Raw genomic sequence first — 17,636 nt, 5'->3', positions numbered from 1 at the left:
CGTCCGGGGTCCTCAGAGTTTGGCTACCTCCACGGTGGCGCCGTGGTCGCGCAACGAAGTGATCAGGTCTTGCGGGGTCTTCTCGTCCACCACCACGACGTCGAAGTCGGTCAGCGGCGCGAGCCGGTGCAGGGCGGTCCGCTGCAGCTTGGCGTGGTCGACCAGCAGCACCTTGGTCTTCGCCGAGCGCAACATCGCCCGCTTCACCAGGACGATCTCCTCCTCCTGGTGGAACGCGTGCGTCGCCGACACCGCGGACACCGAGCAGAACAGCAGGTCGGTGTGCAGCGCCTCGACCGCCTCGGCGCACGGCATCCCGCCGAACGAGTCGTGCGTCGCGGAGTAAATCCCGCCGAGCGCGAGCAGGGTGATGTCGCGCAGCTGGGTCAGCTTGCTGATCGCGGGCAGGAAGTTCGTTGCCACGGTCAACGGAGTGATGTCCTCGAACAGGTCGACCAGGGCGAGCGCGCTGGTCGAGTCGTCGAGCATCACCGACATCCCGGGTTCGATCATCGCCCGGGCATGCCGGGCCAGCGCCGCCTTCTCGGCGGTCGCCGTGTTCAGCCGGTACGCCACGTTGCTCTCGAACACGCTCGTCGGCTGCGCACTGACGCCGCCGCGGTACTTGCGCACCACGCCTTGCCGCTCGAGCTCGTCGAGGTCGCGGTGCACCGTCATCACGCTCACCCCGAACGCCTCGACCAGATCGTTGGCCGAGACCGAGCCGTGCTCGACGACGTAGGCCGCGATCTCGGCCTGCCGCCGGGCGGGACGGCTCAGTTCGGTGGTGTCACCGTCGACATCCGATGTCATGCCAGGGTCTCCATTCGCGCAGGAGGAATCACAGGGGGAACGTTGTACGCCTCGAGACCCACTGTGCCGTCCTGCCACCGGAAACGCACCAGCGCCGCGGGACCGAGCGCAGGTAGCAGTCTGCGGTAGTCGTTCAACCGCAGTCCGAGCGCCCTGCACACGAGCAGCCTGATGAGAGTGTTGTGCGCGACGACGAGCACCTTCTTGCCCTCGTTCCGCCGCCCGATCTCCTGGAACACGTCGTACACCCGATCGGCCGCTTCGACGGGAGGTTCACCGCCCGGGAAGTGGTCGCGGACCGGGTCCAACTGGAACGCCTTGGCCACGGCCGGCGGGAGTTCGCTGAGCATCTTGCCCTCGGCCGAACCGAAGTCGACCTCGCGCAGCCGCGCGTCCAGCCTCGGCTCCAGCCGGAGGGCCTGCGCTGTCGGCCCGACGGTCTGCCGGGCCCGGAGCATCGGCGAGCACCACAACGCGTCCGGCGCGTAGCCGGTCGCCCAGTCCTTGAGTAGCTGTGCCTGCCGTACGCCGACGTCGTCGATCGGGAGGTCCGTGGAACCCGTGTACCGGTTGCCGTGGTGCCATTCGGTCCGCCCGTGCCGGGCCAGGACGATCGTGGTCCTCATCCGCGGTACCCCCGGCGATCCAGCTCGGCCACGAACTCGCCGTACAGCTCATCGAGCGGCTGCTTGCGCGGTTCGAGTACGTGGTCCACGCGGACCATTCTTCGCGCGGTCGCGGTGAGCTCGTTTCCACCCGACGCGGCGAGGACTGCCATGCCGTACGCCGGGTCCGGGACGGCCGGGAGCTCGACCGGTACGCCGAGGACGTCGGAGCGGAGCTGATTCCAGTAGCCGCTGCGGATGGCGCCGCCGGTGAGCGAGACCGAGCCCACGGGGTCGGCGCCGAGGGACTCGAGGTGCTCGAACGCGAGGCGCTCGATGAAGGCGACCCCTTGCAGGACGGCGGCGTACGTGTGCAGGTCGTCGGTGGTCGCGCCGAGGGTGAAGCGCTCGGCTCGGGGCGCGACGAAGGGGAATCGCTCGCCGGTCTTGGTGAGGGGGTAGATGACTGCGTCGATGGGGCCGAGTTTGCGGGCGGCGGTGTCGAACGCGTCGAGGTCGGCGCCCGGAAGGAGCTCGGTGAGTACGCCGGCGCCGGTGCTGGACGCGCCGCCGGGGAGCCAGCCGCCGTCTGGGTGCCGGTGGCTGTAAACGGCACCGGTCGGGTCGTCGAGGAGGTCTTTGCTGACGCCTTTGAGGACGAGCGTCGTACCGAGGACCGAGTTCCAGGCGCCGGGGGTGAGGGCGCCGGCGGCGATCTGGGCGGCGCAGCCGTCGGTCATCCCGGCGTAGACGGGGACGCCGGCCGGCGTCCGGCCAAGCTCGGTGCCGGGGAGCACGACTTCGGGGAAGGCGGTGAGCGGCAGGCCTAGTTTGTCGAACGCGGAGGTCGGCCAGGTGTCGGCGATCAGGTCGTAGCCGGTCTTGAGGGCGTGACTGGTGTCGGTGGCGACCGGGTGACCGACCAGGTGGGCCGCGACGAAGTCGGCGCTGTGGACGACGCGGTGGTTCGTCAGGTCGTAGCCGTCTGCGACCAGCGCGAGGATCTTCGGGAGTGCCCAGGTGGGTTGCATCGCGGTCGACCAGCGGTCCGGATCGGCGTCCATGATGCGGTCGCGACGATCGGCCGCGCGGGCGTCGTCGTACATGAGCGCGGGGGTGACCGGACGGCCGTTCACATCCGTGAGGAGGAAGGTGCCGGAGGTGGAGCAGATGGCAATGCCGTCGACGAGGCCTTCGGTGACCTCGGCCAGGACGGCGTCGACCGCATCGAGCCAGGACTGGGGATCCTGCTCGTGCCGCGCGCCGTCACGGCGGCTGGTCAGCAGCCGGGTTGCACGAGCCAGAACAGCGCCGTTGGCATCAGCCAGGATGGCGCGCACACTTTGGGTGCCGAGGTCGAGACCGATCCAGCCGGGTCCTGCCACGTCTCGCCTCCCAGGTGAGTGTTATCTACGTTGATAACATAACACCAGATAACGATAAGAACGCGCCAGCCCCCGTCCGAACCCGGCCACCGCCGAGCCGATCTCGGCCACCGCCGGGCCGGTCTCCGCCACCGCCGGGCCGGAAAGCGGGGCCTTGGAGAGGAACCGGGGACTCAACACAGGTTATTTCCTGTTCACGGCCCCACGAAGGGGTCCCAGCCCCCCACCGGAGGCGCGGACGCGACCGGCCCGCTGGAGGAGCGGACGCAACTCGGCTCCCGCAGCTGGGAAGCGTGCGGACGCAGCGCGGCTCCTGCCGCTGGGAGAGGTGCGGGCGTGACTCGGCTCCCGCAGCTGGGAAGCGTGCGGACGCAGCGCGGCTCCTGCCGCTGGGAGAGGTGCGGGCGTGACTCGGCTCCCGACGCTGGGAAGCGTGCGGACGCAGCGCGGCTCCTACTGCTGGGACAGGTGCGGGCGTGACTCGGCTCCCGACGCTGGGTAGCGTGCGGGAGCCGGGCTCCTGTCGGCTGCGCCTGACCGACGGGAGGTCGAAGGAGTGGGAGGTCAGGCGTGCATCAGGACCAGGGACGGGTCGGCGGCGGCGAGCTCGAGGCGGCCGGCGTCGATGGCTCCGTAGGCACCGATCGGGCCGCTGGACGGGCGGCCGCTGCGGTTGACCCAGAAACCCCAGCCGGCCGGAGCGTCCGGCCACGTGGGGTCGGGCTCCCAGCCGACCGGCGGACGCCAACTGTCGGTCGGCGGCTCGGGCCAGTCAGGTGGTGAGTTGAATCGGTGCACGGGCGGTCCCTTCCCCAGATTCCCCAGCAAGATCTGCCCCAGCGATCCGCTGCTCGCGAACTCTCTGACAGATCAACGACCTGGCGCGCCGGACGTCACGGCTAAATCTTCGTAAAGTTTCGCCCTGCACACGGCCACTAATGAGACCACCGGCCTCGAGTCCCGGCAACCACCCGCTCACCAGGCGGACTGCACGTGCATCGGCACCAGCATCAGCTGCCTTGTCCACAACTTTCGTTGGCTTGTCCACAGATCTGCGGAGTTATCCACAGGAACAGGGCCTTTCCAGACTGTTGCCTACGGCACGTCCCAGAGGCGGTCGTGGACCCGGTGGTGGTCGGTGAGGGATTGGGCCAGGCTGTAGCCGAGGGCTCGATAGGCCTCGAAGTCCCACTCGTCGTAGAACTGGTCGCCGGTGGTCCGTCGCGGGAAGTCCGAGTGCTCGACGGCGTACTGCTCGAGGTCCCATTCGAGGTGGCCGGCCAGCATCGCCTTCACGAAGAAGATCTCGGTCTTGTACGGCTTCTCCTCGCCCTCCTTCAGCGGATGGGTCGCGAGTCCGTACGCCCAGGCCCGGTCCGCGCGCGGCTTCGACCCGCGGACCATCGGCGCCGGGTCGATGTCGATCTGGATGCCGTGGTCCATCCGCGCGGTCGCGATCGCCTCGGCCAGTGCGGTGAACCTGTCCTCGGCGTCGTTCGAGGCGTCGATCACGATCACCTGGGCGGGCTTGCGGCGCAGCGCCTCGACCAGCCCGAGGTTGTCGTAGTGACCGCCGTCGGTGACGTAGATCCGCCGTTCGTACATCGACGGCGACCCGACCGCCTCGTGCAGCAGCCGGTACGGACCAGGCTTGTCGATCACGCTGCCGACGTACCGCCGGAGCTTCGGCACGAACCCGTGTACGTCGGGGAACGCGGGCTCGGCGCGGTTGTTCCAGTACGGGTTCGGCAGCCACACACCCAGGCGGGCGTTCAGTACGGCGAGCAGCAGCCGGACCGGCCTGGTCCGTCCATTGACCCGGCCGGTGAGCGGGCTGAGTGCCGCGCCGCTGATCGCCATCGCCGCCGGCACGGTCACCTCCCGCTTCAGCATGTCGGCCTCGCGCTCGTAGTCGTCGGTCGTACGCCGGCCGCCGTCGGGGAGCGACCGGTCCCCCACGATCCCGATCTGCTCGGCATCGAAGATGAACGGGACACAGTCGCGCTCGGTCGGCACGAAGTCGGGATCGTCGACGTTCGCGACGCCGGCGATGACGAGTTGCGGACCGCCGTTGACCGGCTTCGCCCAGTCCGAGTACCGCAGCCGCAGGTGGTAGTCGAGCGCGACCGCGGCGCCGTTGTCCTTGCGCGTCACCAGGAACGCCCGCGACAGCCGCTCGCGGTAGAACGAGTGCAGCGAGGTCCGGTTCGCGTCGGTGAGCACCTTGATCGCCACGGCGATCGCGGCCAGGACCAACGCGACGTTCCAGTCCTCCTGATAGGAACGATCGGTCGCGTAGCCGCCGGTCCACCGCAGCAGCACGATGACCGCGGCAACCACGATGATCGTGCTGCCGACCCAGGGCGCGAGCTTGGTCCGCGCGAACGCGAGCAGCCGCGCGCGCAGGCCGGGCGCCGACTTACCCTCGACCGCGAGCCCGTTCCACACCGACTTACCGAGCCCGATCAGGACGACGACCAGTGCACTGAACGAGGCCAGACCCTGTTTCGTTGGATCGACCAACGCCAGCAACGCGGCCGGGAGACTCGGCTGGTCGGAGGAGTCACCGGGCAGTTTCCCCAGCAGATAAAGGCCTCCCGGTACGCCGAGGAGGAGTACCGCGACGGGTACGCCGTACCGGAGGGTGACGGTCCCGACCGTGGTCAGGACCGTGCGGACGACGTCGGGCATCCGGGCCCAGCGGTCCCAGACCTTCTCGATCACGAACATCGCGGCGCTGACCGCGAGCAGGAACGCCGACAGGCCGACGAAGAACCAGGAATCGTTCGGCCGCCAGTCGACCCGGATCTCGGTGCCCACCGGCACGATCACCTTCTGGTCGGCCAGGAACCAGCCGAGCACCCAGGCGATCGCGCGCAGCATGATCCCGATCAGCAACAGATTGACGCTCAGACCGAACAACACCGACAACGCCGCGCGGAACGTCGCGCGGCCGCCGGACAGCAGGTAGCGGGTCTGCCGGCGGAGCCTCGCCAGCTCCGGCGAGCCGGGTGAGAACGGGTCGGTGCAGGTCCGCCGGAGTACGTGGAACGCGGCGGCCATGTAGCCGCCACCGCTGACCCCGATCACCGTCGACGCCTTGTCGTACAGGCCTCGCTCCCGCAGGAGTTGCAACGCGCCGAGGCAGAACGACGCGGAGCGGATGCCGCCGCCCGAGCACGTGATCACGAGCCGCCCGGTGTCCTTGCCGTCGTCCATGGGCCGTTTGAACGTCGCCGGTGGGTCGAGCCGGACGCCGTACAGCTTCCGCTGGCCGAGGCGACTCGTCGCGAACAAGCAGACCGCGAGTACGAGCGCTCCCGCCAAACCGACCGCCCGCATCAGCCAGGTGAACCAGCCGGTCGAGAGATCGGCGCACGGGCCCGTCGACGCGCCGAACTCGCTCCACAGCCAGACGTCTTCGACGATGTCGAGAACGGCCGCGCCGAAGACCAGCCACGAGCCGACCGCCGCGATCCCTTCCCAGGATTGACGATTGAGCAAGGATTGGCGGTTGAGGAACTTGACGTACTTGTAGGCCCGGAACGCCGCGTAGACGTAGGCCATGATGAACATCGCGTCGACCAGCAGCGAGAGCCGGCCCGGCACCTCACAAGCGAACGCGGAGCCGGCCGCGTCGTGCACCGCGGCACGCATCGGCCATTGGACGACCGCGAGAATGATCGCGAGTTGGAGGGTGGTGGTGAAGGTCCGGCGCCGGCCGATCTGCTCGATCGTGGCGTTGCCTGTCGTGCCGTCCGATTCCCCGAGCATCGCCCCAGGATGCCGCCCGCGGGGTGCACGCGGCCAGGTCTGCGGCGCGGTAGTTGCCGAGCCTTGACCTAGGCGGCCGCGGCGCGGGACTCGCTGATCCGGCACGGAAGAGTGCCCGCGGCAATCGCCTGGTCGAGGGCGGCGAGCGGGGTGCACGCGAGCGAGATCGCTTCAGCCTGCGTGCGGCAGCCGTCGGCGTACCAGAACGGGTCGTCCGGCTGACGATCGTCCGCGTCGTCGATGTCGGCGTACCAGCAGTCGTGCCTCTGACAGCGGTAGTGCACGACCCGCACCTTCAGCTTCATGTGCGGTACGACGCCCGCCGCGAGGCGCCGGTTCCGGCCGCGGGACTCCGACACCAGCCCCAACACGCGGATGTGGGCGCCGGCGTTCCGTCACGTCGACGGCCGCTGGTACATCTACTACACGGCAAGTGCTTCTGGGGCAACGACCGCTGGAGCAACGCAGTCAACGCGACCGCCACCATCCCGAACGGCGCCCACACCTTGACGGTCCGAGTCACCGGCGACAAGAACCCTGCCTCCAGCAACACCGTGATCAGCCTGGACCGCATCGAGGTCTACTGACCATCAGCTACGCCGGAGAATCACCGGTCCGAAGAGGCCGGATTCCTTCTGGCCGGGGAAGACGAAGTGGGTGGGGCTGACCGCGTCCAGGTAGGGGGCGGCGGTGTTGAAGACCTCGATGGACAGGGTGTGCTTCCCGGGCGGTACGTCATAGACATACGGCGCACAGAACCGGACGCCCTGGCTGATGCCGTCGACAAGTACTTCGGCAGTTCCGCGGACCCTCCCGAGGTCCAGCCGCAGCGCGTCGGCTTCGGGGAAGTCGATCTCCCTGGAATAGCGGACACCACCGGAGTACTCGGACAGCCCCCGGTCCTCCCAGTTGCCCACGGCAACCCGACCAGTGCCGACGTACACCCGGATCGGGCCGGTGAGGGCGGCGCCGGATTCGAAGCCTGGTTTGGTCAGGAGGGTCAGCACTCCGACGCGCGAGCCGATCGGGACGGGCGTCTCGAGGTGGCCCGAGCCAGTGGCGAGTTGATGGCCGTCGACAACGAGGACCGCTTCGCCGACGACGTCCAGTTCGAGACGGCTGCTGCCTGGCGGGAGGTCGAAGCGCAGGTGCTCGATGCGTTCGGTCTGCGACCTGGGTACGGCGAAGGTGACGGGCTCGACCGCATCGGTCGACGTACCGTCGAGCCACGCAGCCCCGGGGAGCGGGTGCGGGCGCCGGGTCAGGTAGAGGTCGGCGAGCGCGCGGTGCTGGGGACGGCGTCGTACGGTCGGCACCGGCTCGCCGTCGATCACCGCCTGCCAGTCGTGGTCCGAGATGACCAGGCCGTCGACCAGGATCGGCGTCGGCTGGGTGACCTCGATCGTGACGGTGTTCTCTCCTGGGTGCAGCGCGGCTGCGGCGTCGTACCGGCGTACGCGCGGAGTCGTGCGTTCGTACGGCAGGAAGCCACCCTGGCGGCCGACCTCTTGCCCGTTGACCAGCAGCCGGGCCGAGCCCCAGGCAGTCAGGGTCAGCTCGGTGCAATCGGCCGGTACGACGGTAGTGGTGAAGTGGATCGTCGTTCCGGGCGCGGGCGGCTCGGCGACCGCGATCCAGTCGGGACGTCGATAGGTCTCGGTATCGCGGACGAAGGCGACGTTCGCCCGGAGGCGCAGCTCCTCGGACGGAGTCAGCCGCAGCTCGAGCTCATGCGTGCCGGCCGCGAGTACGGCGGGAGCCGCGCCGAAATGGCCGCCTTCGTCGGAGATCGGCAGCGGTCGGCCGTCGATCAGCACCTCCTTCGCCGCCGGAGCACCGACGACGACCGTGGTGTCCAGGTCGGCGGCCAGTTCGAAGGATGCGGTGAACTTCACCGTCCGGCCGGCCTCGACGGTGCCGAAGTCCAGGAAGTCCTCGGGGACGTGACCCTTCGGGCCGAGGGCGTGGTGGTGGATGGGGTCCTTGTGGATCCCCAGCCGATCGGAGTACTCGACCGGTCGGCCGTCGATCAGGCCGTGCGGGCCGAAGGTGGCGTGGGCGGGCTGCCAGTCCTCGGAGCCCTCGACGCGATGCTCCAGCGCCCATCGCTCGACCACAGCGTCCGCCGAAGGCGCCGAGGCCGGCCAGGCGAAGTCGCCCCAGCTGTTGTCGAGGGTCGGGATCAGGGTCGCGTCCCAGTCACCCTCCAGCCGCTCCGACTGCCAGACCACCGGCTCGGACTCGGTGGCCTCCTGGTTGCCTGGGGCAAACACCACCAGCGCAGCGGGACCCGCGTCGAACGGGACCATGACCTCGGTCAGGTCACCGACAGTCTTCGCTGCCAGCGGCCGGGGCTCGCCACCGAACGGATCCGCCAGCAGCGGTGGGCCTGGCACGTCCCGCACGCGGAGGACGACCTCACGGCGATAGTGCTGCGGATCGAAGCTGTACCCCACGCTCGCCCACTCGTGACTGATTCCTCGCCCGACCGGCGGACCGGCAATCTCGGTCGCGCTCCACTCCGTCGGTGTGACGAAGACGACCAGCGCGTCGTCGAGGGCCCGCGCCAACACGGGTACGTCGGCCTCCACCCGCCGCTGCAGCCGACCAAGCGCCTCCGGGACGTCCTCCGCCGACGCGACCGTTACGACGCCGTCCGGCAACCCCGCCGGAACAGTGCCAACAGCAACAACCAGGCCACCGGCCACCACGAACTCAGCCAGCCGTTCCAGCACCGCGTCCTCGAGAACAGTTGCCGCAGGCAACACGATCGCGCGGTAGACCTCGTCCGCGATGAACAGCCCGTCTCCCACCTCGGCGCCGGCGAGGGAGTCGTCGTCGATCACGTCGGCGTCGATTCGCGCGCGATCCAGGACACCGGGCACCGGTGCGAACCAAGTCGCGTCCCCGATCAGCTCCCGGTACACCTCCTGCGCCCGCACCGCGGCGGGCCCCGGACCGTCGAGCGTCTGATCCGCTTGCGCCGTCGCGTTCGGGAACAGTACGGCGACATCGCACACGTGCCGACCCAACGACAAGGCCGCGCACAGCCGCGTCACCGCATCGGCGAACGACTTGTGGTGCCGCCAGTACGGCTGACGCCAGTCCGTCGACGGCGGCGCCCACTCCCACCAACCGGCCCGCGTCGAGTAGTAGACGGCATGTGGGTTGTACAGCGTGGCCCCGGTCCGCAGCCACGGGAGCAACCAGTCGAACGTCTCCTCCAGTGTGCCGCCCCACCCGGTGGAGTGGAACGCCTCGATCCACGTCCGCGGGCGCTCGTACAGATGGGCCAGCGACGAGTGGATCCGCGCATCCCCGTGATGATCGGAGCCTGGCGCACTGAACCACCGGTGCGTCCGGGCATAGTCGGCGTACAACTGGACGCCTTCGACCGGACGCCCGGCCCGCGCCGGGTCCTGCTGATCACAGCCGACAATGAGCCGGTGCTTCTCGTGCCACTCGTGCAACGGCCGGAAGAACGCCTCTTCGGCCAGCGAGGCCCGCAACGCGTGATAGTCGCGCCGCACCCGCTGCCCATCGGGTACGTCGAGATCCCACAGGGCACCGAGTCGGTCGCGCAGGTCATACCCGTACCGCGCCGAGAACCGGTCCGCGAAGTCCGCAGACCAGGTGGGCACCGATGGCAGCTCGTCCTGGAAGGACCCGACGACCACGCGGCCGAGTCGATCCCCGAGGCGCCGCTCGAACTCGCCGTGCACCTGATCCAGCAGCGCCTCGCAGGCCGACGTACTGAGGTAGTCGAAGCCGTGATCGGTCTCGTAGAACAACGACAGCCGCGACTCCATCAGCGCGTCGCACTCGGCCCGATCGGAGGCAGTCGTCACCGACTGCGGCGGACCGCCGTCCACCGGTTCCAGCAAGGCCGCGATCGCACGACCTCCGGCGGGACAACGCAGTACCAACTGGCCCGTCCCGGTGACGGTGAGCCGCTGGATCCGGCGCCCGGCGAAGGCCGGCTGCCGGGCTACCAGCCGAGCCTGGATGTCCGCGCCCGAGAACCCGAGCTGGTCGTAGAACCACAACGAGACACCCAGCTCCTCGGCGTCGTCGCAGACCCCGAGGAAGATCTCCCACCACCGCTCCGAGAAGAACGGCGGATCGTCCGCGTCACAGCCGTGGTCGGTGCCGGCGGGCGCCAGATTGAGTACGACGAGTTGGTACACGCCACCCTCGACGAACCGTTCGAGTTGCCAGCGCAGCCGCGCAGGATCGAGCGGTTCGCCGCTCCACCACCAGATGGGCACCGGCGAGAACGCCCTGGGCGGATCGGACAGAACCGTCGCCAGGCGAGCGGGGAGAGGCACAGTTATCCCTTCAGGCCGCTGGAGAAGCCGCGAATGACGTACCGCTGCAGGACCAGGAAGACCAGCAGGATCGGCAGTGCCGCGAGGACCAGGCCGGCGGCGACCAGTCCGTAGTCGGAGGTGTATTCGTTGACGAAGGCAAACACTCTGACCGGCACGGTCTCCCGGCCGGAACCGCCGAGGTACAGCAGCGGGGTGAAGAAGTCGTTCCAGATGTGGACCGCGTTGAGGATCAGCACGGTGCCGGTGATCGGCCGCAGCAGCGGGAAGATCACGTAGCCGAAAGCCTGCAGGTGCGAGGCGCCGTCGATCAACGCGGCGTTGGTGTAGTCGGTCGGCAACGACCGGATGAATCCCGTGTAGAGGAACACGGTGAACGGCAGCTGAATGCCTGTGTAGAACAGGATCATGCCCTGGTACGTCCCGAGCAGACCCAGGTCGTTGACCAGCTGGTAGAGCGGGATCATCCCGAGCTGGAACGGCAGGATGATGCCGACCAGGAAGAGGATGTACAGGCTGTAGCTCAACCGGGACGCGGTCCGGGCCAGGAAGTACGCCGCCAGCGATCCGAGCACGATCAGGATGAGCACACTCGACACCGTGATCAGCGCGCTGTTGAGCAGCGCCGACCCGAGTGACGCCGACTGCCAGGCCTCCGAGAAGCTCCCGACTGACGGCGGGTTGGGGAGCGACAGCGGCTTGTTCGCGATCTGTCCCGGATCCTTGAAGGCGAGCGTCACCAGGGCGTACACCGGGAACAGGAAGGCGACCGCGGCCGCGATCATCACGATCTCGCGGACCAGCGTGCGGGGACGGTATCCGGTCCTCATGCCGACGTCTCCCTCGAGCGCAGGTACCCGATCTGGATGAACGACACCGCCGCGACGAAGATCGCGAGTACCAGGGCGACCGCCGTGCTGTAGCCGAACTTCCCGAAGACAAAGGCCTGTTTGTACAGCACCGTCGACAAGGTGTCCGTCGCGTACCCGGGTCCGCCATTGGTCATCGCGATGATCTGGGTGAACAGCGTCAGCCCGCCGACCGTCGACAGCATCACGTTGATCGTCACCGCCGGAGCAAGCAGCGGCCAGGTGATGTGCCGGAACCGCGCGACCGTCCCCGCACCGTCCACCATCGCGGACTCGTGCAGCTCGGCCGGTACGCCTTCGAGCCCGGCCAGGAAGATCACCATCGAGTACCCGGCGCACTGCCAGATCACCGTGAACGCGACCGACCAGATCGCCAGCGACGGGTTCCCCAGCCAGTCCTGCCGCAACGAGCCGAGTCCGATCGCGTTCAGGGCGGCGTTGAGGCCGGCGTCCGGCGCCGGGTTGTAGACGTACTTCCACAGGAACGACACCATCACCGGACTGACCACGACCGGCGCGAAGAAGATCACCCGCAGTACCATCCGGCTCTTGATCCCGGTGTGTACGCCGAGCGCCAGCAGCAGCCCGATCCCGTTCTGCACGACCACGATCGCCACCGTGAGCAGCAACGTGTTCCGCAACGCCCCGAGCGCCTGGTCATCGGAGAACAACTGCTTGAAGTTGTCGATCCCGACGAACGACCGCGCGTCACCGACCCCGGACCAGTCCGTGAACGCCGACCCCGCCCCGACGATGCTCGGATAGAGCATCACCAGCGCGTAGACGAGGAGCGCCGGCACGGCGAACAACCACGGTGGGGTGATGCCGCCCCCGCGACGCCGCGATACTTTCACGGCGTCGCGGCGTACCGCCTGTGCAGTGATCGTCATGCGCTCTTCCGGTAGGCCTCGTCCATCTTCTTCAGGGCACCCTGGACTGTGGTCTTGCCGCCGAGGAGTTCCTGGACGACGGCGAAGTGGGTGGGCTGGACTTCGGCGTTCGGCCAGCGCTGGTCCATGAACGGGACCGCCTTGTTGTCCTTCAGGTAGGGCAGGAAGGAGGTGAGGACCGGGTCGACCTTCGCGTCACCGTCGGAGTACACCGGTACGCACGCCACCGCCTCGGCCCACGCGTTCACGACCTCCGGCTGGCCGCAGTACTCGATGAACTTCTTCGCCTGCTCGGCCTTCTTGCTCTTCGCACTGACCGCGATACCGACCACGACACCGCCGGGAATCCAGTTGTCGGCCGCAACATCCGTGGCCGGGAACGGGAACATGCCGAGGTCGTCCGGCGACGGCGCCGCCGCCCGGAACGCCTGCAGGACGGCGGAGACCTGGATGGCCATCGCAGCCTTGCCGGTGCCGACCATCGAGGTGGCCTGCTCGTACGTCGTACCGTTCGGGTTGTCGTTGAAGAAACCCTTCTTCTGCAGCTCCAGGTACTTGTCCATCGCGTCGGCCCAGCCGGAGTCCGCGAAGGACGCGCTGCCGGCGATCATCTTGTCGTCGAAGTCGGGCGTCTTGGCGTAGACCGTGCCCGGGACCAGCGCGTAGTCGATCAGCTGGGTGACCCACGGTGTCTGTGCGCCGAGAGCGATCGGGACGATGCCCTTCTTCTTCAGCTTGTCGCAGACCGAGAGCAGCTCGGACCAGGTGGCCGGAATCTCGACGCCCGCGGTCGCGAACGCCTTCTTGTTGTAGATCGCGCCGAGCACACTGGTGCCGGGCGAGAAGATGAACGTCTTGCCGTCCTGCTGGAAGGCGCCCTTGAAGCCGGTCGGGATCTTCTGCGTCCAGGACTGGCTGCTGAGGTCGGCGAGCAGGTTGGCCTTGCTCAGCTGGACCATCGACATCGCACTGCCGTTGCCCGGGTAGACCGCGTGCAGGTCGGGTGCGTTGCCGGCCGCGAGCTGCGCGCGGAGGGCGGTCTGCAACTGGTCGGCGGGCGAGAACGAGAGGTTGAAGTCGAAGTCGGAGTGCGCCTTCTTGTAGTCGTCGAGCGCCTTGCGCAGGCCGGCCTCCTGGCTGCCGGCGCCGATCACCTTCAGCGTGCCGCCGGACGAGGACGAGCCGCCGTTCCCGCCGCCGCAAGCTGCCAGCGTGCCGACCGCGGCGGCGCCGCCCATCAGCTGGAGGAGCCGCCTTCGGCTGACGGACTGTTCGAGTGCCATGGATCCTCCTGAGCGCCCAGCGCTGAGATACCGCTGGAGAATGTGAAGTAACCGCAAGATCGTGTTACTTTTGACACGCGGGACGCTACGGACGGCCCGGGAGGGTGTCAAGACCTCGTTGAAAGGATTCAGTCCGACACAGTGTGAAAACCGTTTGCCCCGGCTTTGGGAGCCTGCCCGTCTCGCCTGAGAAGATGTCGTCATGCCCACGACCGCCACTGCCAGCGCGCCGTACGCCGTGCTGCGGACCGGCGGTCCGGCCATGGGCTCCCCGCGTGATCCTGGACCGGTGCTCGGGTGAAACGGCTCCTCCTGACCGGCCTGCTCCTGCTGGCCGTCGCTCTCGGCGTCACCGGCGGCTACTTCACCGGCGACCGCTTCGACACGCCCTCCGCCACCCCTTCGGGTAACGCGGCACCACTCGGCGACGTGTCACCGTCCGAGCCGGCGCTGCCGGTCAAGACCCCGGTGCCGAGCAACCTCGCCGCCCTGGAGACCGGGCTGGACTACGAGCGCCACACCTTCACGGTCGCCCCGAAGGGCCAGCCCTCGGTGCAGCTGTCGATCCAGACACCGGACGGCTGGCGCCTGACCAGGGATCCGGAGGCCCCGGGCGAGGTCAAGTTCCTGGACAAGTTGCGGGAGCGCGGCGTACGGGTCGAGGCGGACGAACCCGCGACCCGGACCCCGGCCGAGGCCAGCGCGAAGCTCGTCGTCGACCTGGAGCAGAGCCAGGCGCCGGAGAACGACGTCCGCATCGTCAGCCAGACCGACGGCCAGATCGAGGGCGACGACGGCACGACGCGGACGGTCTCGACCCTGATCTACACCTATATCCCGAACAAGTCGCTCCGCTACGTGATCGTCCGCTGGATCGCGACCGGCGACGACGGGCTCACCACAATCGAGATGAGCATCACCGGCGTCCCCCAGGACGCCCCGGCTCTCGACGAAGTCCTCCTCAACGCCACCCGCTCGGTCCACGAAACCGGTTGAACGGCTCCGTTTTCACGGAATTGTTACCTGGGGGATGCAACCTGGTGGGGGTCTTGCGGGTCTTTGGAATAGGGAGGTGCAGGCGTGGCTGGTCGGGGGACTGTGGGCGCACTGCTGGCTTCGGGGCTGGTGGCGATGATCGCCATCGGCGGGGCCGGTGGGTACGGCGTTGGGCTGTTGACCACCGCGGAGCAGTCGGCTGCCGCGACGGGTACGCCGGCTCCGCTCGGGAGCGTCAGTCCGTCGACGGCGTCGCCTTCGGTGAACCCGTCACCGACTCCACCGCCGAAGAAGATCGTGCCGGACGACAGCGAGCCACTGAACGCCGACGACCTGTACTACAAGACCCGCCAGTTCACGGCGACGAGCGCGGTGCGCTCGAGAGTCAGCGTGCGGGTGCCGTCGAACTGGAGTTTCACGCAGCCGGATCCGCCGAAGATCGGGCGGTACACCGACCCGACCGGCAAGCGCTGGCTGCGGATCGAGGCAGGGTTCACCATCAGCCGGGCGCCGTCCGCGTCGATGGCCGCAAGGATCGTTCAGCTCCGCGTGGTCCCCGCGAGCCAGATGCTGTCGATCAAGTCCCAGACCATCGATCCGGACACCGGTGACGCGACGCTCGTCTACACCTACGTACCGGACAACTCGGTCCGCTACGTGCTCGTCCGCTGGGTGGCCAACGGCGACGGCCGGTGCACCTTCGAGATCGCGGCCACCGGCCTCCCCCAGGACCTGCCCGCCCTGGAGGATGTGCTGGACCACGCCAGCGACTCGGCCGTCCGCGACGACTCGACGACCTAACCCAGCTCGACGAGCTCGCCCAGTTGCCGGCGCCCGGCCGGAGGCGGCCTCTGGCTGGTCGCCCTCGCCACCACCTGGCTGACTGTGTAGAAGCGTCAGTCGGCCGGCCAGATGGCGCGGAAGATGGTGGAGCGGAGGCGGTAGAAACGCCGCCGGGCGGACTGGATCAGGGCCGGAGACGGGCGGAGCCGTTCCGTCGGGATACGCACCAGGGATACCTCAAGCGCTCGATAGCGGGGCCGGTGCTCATCCGCCGTTGTAGTGCACCGATGACGCGATCTCGCGGGCGCGGTCGGGATCGTTCTTCGGCAGCAGGACCTGGATGAGCATCGAGCCGGTGGTCCCCGTGTCCACGACTCGCTGGAAGAGCATAGCGCCGCCGTCCCCGCAGCCGTTGGAAACCTGATCCGTCACCGTCTGCCCTTCGACCGTGGACGGAGCCGGATTCCCCAGAGTGTTGCAGCTGAACTGCGGACTGGAGACCAGCGCGAGCTTGACGTCCCGCGCATCGGTGACGCCGACGAAGACACCCGGGGTGTCCGTCGACCAGTTTGCGTTCTGGCTGACCCGGAGCGCCGGATACGACTTGGCGCTGCCCGGTGGCTGCCACTCGGAGTCGGCCACTGAGTTCGTCCACCCGCGCGGGAGGGTCAGCGAGATCCCGCCGTACTCGACCGGGACCAGTTCGCGCCCGGCCACGTAGCGCTGACCCTCGAAACCTGCGCCGCCGCCCACGATCAGCGCGAGGACGGCGGCAATCACCCAGCGGCCACGCCGTCGCTTCCGCGGGGTCGGCGGCTGCACGTCGGCCGTCTCCTCCTGGGCCAGCGACTCCGCCGCACCGGCGACTGCTTCGGAGAGCGCAGCGACAGCGGCGCTGTCGGCCGTCGTCGCATCCGTCCCAGGAGCGGCCGCCTTGACGATGGTCGGCTGGTTCTCGTCACTGAGGGCGGTCTTCTCGCCCTCCTCCGGCGCCGGGGGTACGACGATCGTCGCGCGCAGCGAGAGCGGGAAGTCGTGCGTGGTCTCGTCGAGCGCGCCAACGAGCTCACGGGTGAACGACTGGACGTCCGGCCAGCGCTGCTCCCGGTCCGGGTCGAGTGCGCGGACGATCGCCGCGTCGACCAGGTCCGGCAGCTCGAACCCGAGCGAACTCGGCGGCGGCGCCGCCTTCACCCGGCTCGCCGCGCCGAGGCCGTCGACCTGATGCGGTGACCGCCCGGTCAGAGCGGCGTACGCGACAGCGCCCAGCGAGTACTGGTCGGCGCGCTCGTCCAGCCGCTCCCCCAGTGCCTGTTCGGGCGCGACGTACGACGGGGTGCCGCCGGGCATTGTGATTCGCGACACTTCGTCGATCGACTTGCCCAGGCCGAGGTCGGACAGAACCGCACGCTCACCCTCGTCCGAGCTGCGGAACAGAACGTTCGCCGGTTTCACGTCGCGGTGCAGCAGGCCGCGCCGGTGGAGTGCCTGCAGGCCGCGGCCGACCTGCACGACGACGTCGACGGCCTCGGCCAGCGGGAGAGGCGCTTTCTTCAGGCGGTCGGCCAGCGTGCCGCGATCGGCGTACGTGAGCACGAGAAACGGCCGGCCGTCCTCGAGCTCGCCGACGTCGTGCACCTGGACGACGTGCTCGGACTCGACCCGGCGCAGGAACCGGCCCTCCTCGAGGAACCGGCCCCGGACCGCGTCGTCGTGGGCCCAGTTGTCCGCGAGCACCTTGATCGCCACTTCGGCGTCCAATTGCTCGTCGTGAGCAAGCCACACCGTAGCGAAACCGCCTGAGCCCAGGCGTCGGCGCACGGCGTAGCGGCCTAGCCTGGTTGGGACCCCCATACAAGGCATTATGGATTACTAAGAGTCCCTCCGTTGGGGGCCGATGACAGCAAAGG

General features: G+C 68.7%; 14 protein-coding genes. 3 read left to right on the top strand and 11 right to left on the bottom strand.

What is annotated here, in order from left to right; translation table 11 throughout:
- Positions 1-12: 12 nt before the first annotated feature.
- The 6 genes from AB0E63_RS16820 to AB0E63_RS16795 form a co-directional block, all read right to left on the bottom strand.
- A complete protein-coding gene (locus AB0E63_RS16820) occupies positions 13-813 on the bottom strand; it encodes a DeoR/GlpR family DNA-binding transcription regulator (RefSeq protein WP_360366317.1) in 801 nt (266 codons plus the stop codon).
- A complete protein-coding gene (locus AB0E63_RS16815; RefSeq protein WP_360366315.1) occupies positions 810-1,439 on the bottom strand; it encodes a histidine phosphatase family protein in 630 nt (209 codons plus the stop codon). The genes AB0E63_RS16820 and AB0E63_RS16815 overlap by 4 nt, the downstream gene beginning before the upstream one ends.
- Positions 1,436-2,803: an FGGY family carbohydrate kinase gene (locus tag AB0E63_RS16810; RefSeq protein WP_360366313.1), complete on the bottom strand. Its 1,368-nt coding sequence runs from the start codon at positions 2,801-2,803 to the stop codon at positions 1,436-1,438. The genes AB0E63_RS16815 and AB0E63_RS16810 overlap by 4 nt, the downstream gene beginning before the upstream one ends.
- Positions 2,804-3,367: 564 nt before the next feature.
- On the bottom strand, positions 3,368-3,601 hold the full coding sequence (locus AB0E63_RS16805) for a hypothetical protein (protein ID WP_360366311.1): 234 nt from the start codon (positions 3,599-3,601) through the stop codon (positions 3,368-3,370).
- Between the two features lie 297 nt (positions 3,602-3,898).
- Positions 3,899-6,577 carry a hypothetical protein gene (locus tag AB0E63_RS16800; protein WP_360366309.1) on the bottom strand — a complete coding sequence of 893 codons (2,679 nt, stop codon included), beginning with the start codon at positions 6,575-6,577 and terminating at the stop codon, positions 3,899-3,901.
- Between the two features lie 68 nt (positions 6,578-6,645).
- Complete coding sequence (locus AB0E63_RS16795) at positions 6,646-6,936, bottom strand: hypothetical protein (protein ID WP_360366307.1); 291 nt, start codon at positions 6,934-6,936, stop codon at positions 6,646-6,648.
- 18 nt (positions 6,937-6,954) lie between these two features.
- On the opposite strand from AB0E63_RS16795, the gene AB0E63_RS16790 reads away from it, so the two are divergent.
- Positions 6,955-7,164: a hypothetical protein gene (locus AB0E63_RS16790; RefSeq protein ID WP_360366305.1), complete on the top strand. Its 210-nt coding sequence runs from the start codon at positions 6,955-6,957 to the stop codon at positions 7,162-7,164.
- Positions 7,165-7,167: 3 nt separating this feature from the next.
- On the opposite strand, the gene AB0E63_RS16785 is transcribed toward AB0E63_RS16790, so the two are convergent.
- Genes AB0E63_RS16785 through AB0E63_RS16770 form a run of 4 tightly spaced genes read right to left on the bottom strand, consistent with a single transcriptional unit; the run spans position 7,168 to position 13,947 of the window.
- The gene (locus AB0E63_RS16785; RefSeq protein WP_360366303.1) at positions 7,168-10,905 is read right to left on the bottom strand and encodes a hypothetical protein; all 3,738 of its coding nucleotides are present in this window, start codon (positions 10,903-10,905) and stop codon (positions 7,168-7,170) included.
- 2 nt (positions 10,906-10,907) lie between these two features.
- Positions 10,908-11,735, bottom strand: a complete 828-nt coding sequence (locus AB0E63_RS16780; RefSeq protein ID WP_360366301.1) for a carbohydrate ABC transporter permease — start codon at positions 11,733-11,735, stop codon at positions 10,908-10,910.
- Complete coding sequence (locus AB0E63_RS16775) at positions 11,732-12,664, bottom strand: sugar ABC transporter permease (RefSeq protein WP_360366299.1); 933 nt, start codon at positions 12,662-12,664, stop codon at positions 11,732-11,734. The genes AB0E63_RS16780 and AB0E63_RS16775 overlap by 4 nt, the downstream gene beginning before the upstream one ends.
- On the bottom strand, positions 12,661-13,947 hold the full coding sequence (locus AB0E63_RS16770) for an extracellular solute-binding protein (protein WP_360366297.1): 1,287 nt from the start codon (positions 13,945-13,947) through the stop codon (positions 12,661-12,663). Before AB0E63_RS16770 ends, AB0E63_RS16775 begins: the two co-directional genes overlap by 4 nt.
- 297 nt (positions 13,948-14,244) lie before the next feature.
- Between AB0E63_RS16770 and AB0E63_RS16765 the strand changes: the two genes are divergently transcribed.
- Both AB0E63_RS16765 and AB0E63_RS16760 read left to right on the top strand, forming a co-directional pair.
- Positions 14,245-14,943: a hypothetical protein gene (locus tag AB0E63_RS16765; RefSeq protein ID WP_360366295.1), complete on the top strand. Its 699-nt coding sequence runs from the start codon at positions 14,245-14,247 to the stop codon at positions 14,941-14,943.
- Positions 14,944-15,027: 84 nt separating this feature from the next.
- On the top strand, positions 15,028-15,744 hold the full coding sequence (locus tag AB0E63_RS16760) for a hypothetical protein (protein WP_360366293.1): 717 nt from the start codon (positions 15,028-15,030) through the stop codon (positions 15,742-15,744).
- A 246-nt stretch (positions 15,745-15,990) separates the two neighbouring features.
- On the opposite strand, the gene AB0E63_RS16755 is transcribed toward AB0E63_RS16760, so the two are convergent.
- A complete protein-coding gene (locus AB0E63_RS16755; protein WP_360366291.1) occupies positions 15,991-17,580 on the bottom strand; it encodes a protein kinase in 1,590 nt (529 codons plus the stop codon).
- Positions 17,581-17,636: the final 56 nt, after the last annotated feature.

Source organism: Kribbella sp. NPDC026596, assembly GCF_040638415.1.
Classification (GTDB): Bacteria; Actinomycetota; Actinomycetes; order Propionibacteriales; family Kribbellaceae; genus Kribbella.
Note: the sequence above shows the minus strand (reverse complement) of the source record. Positions and strands in the feature narration are given on the sequence as shown.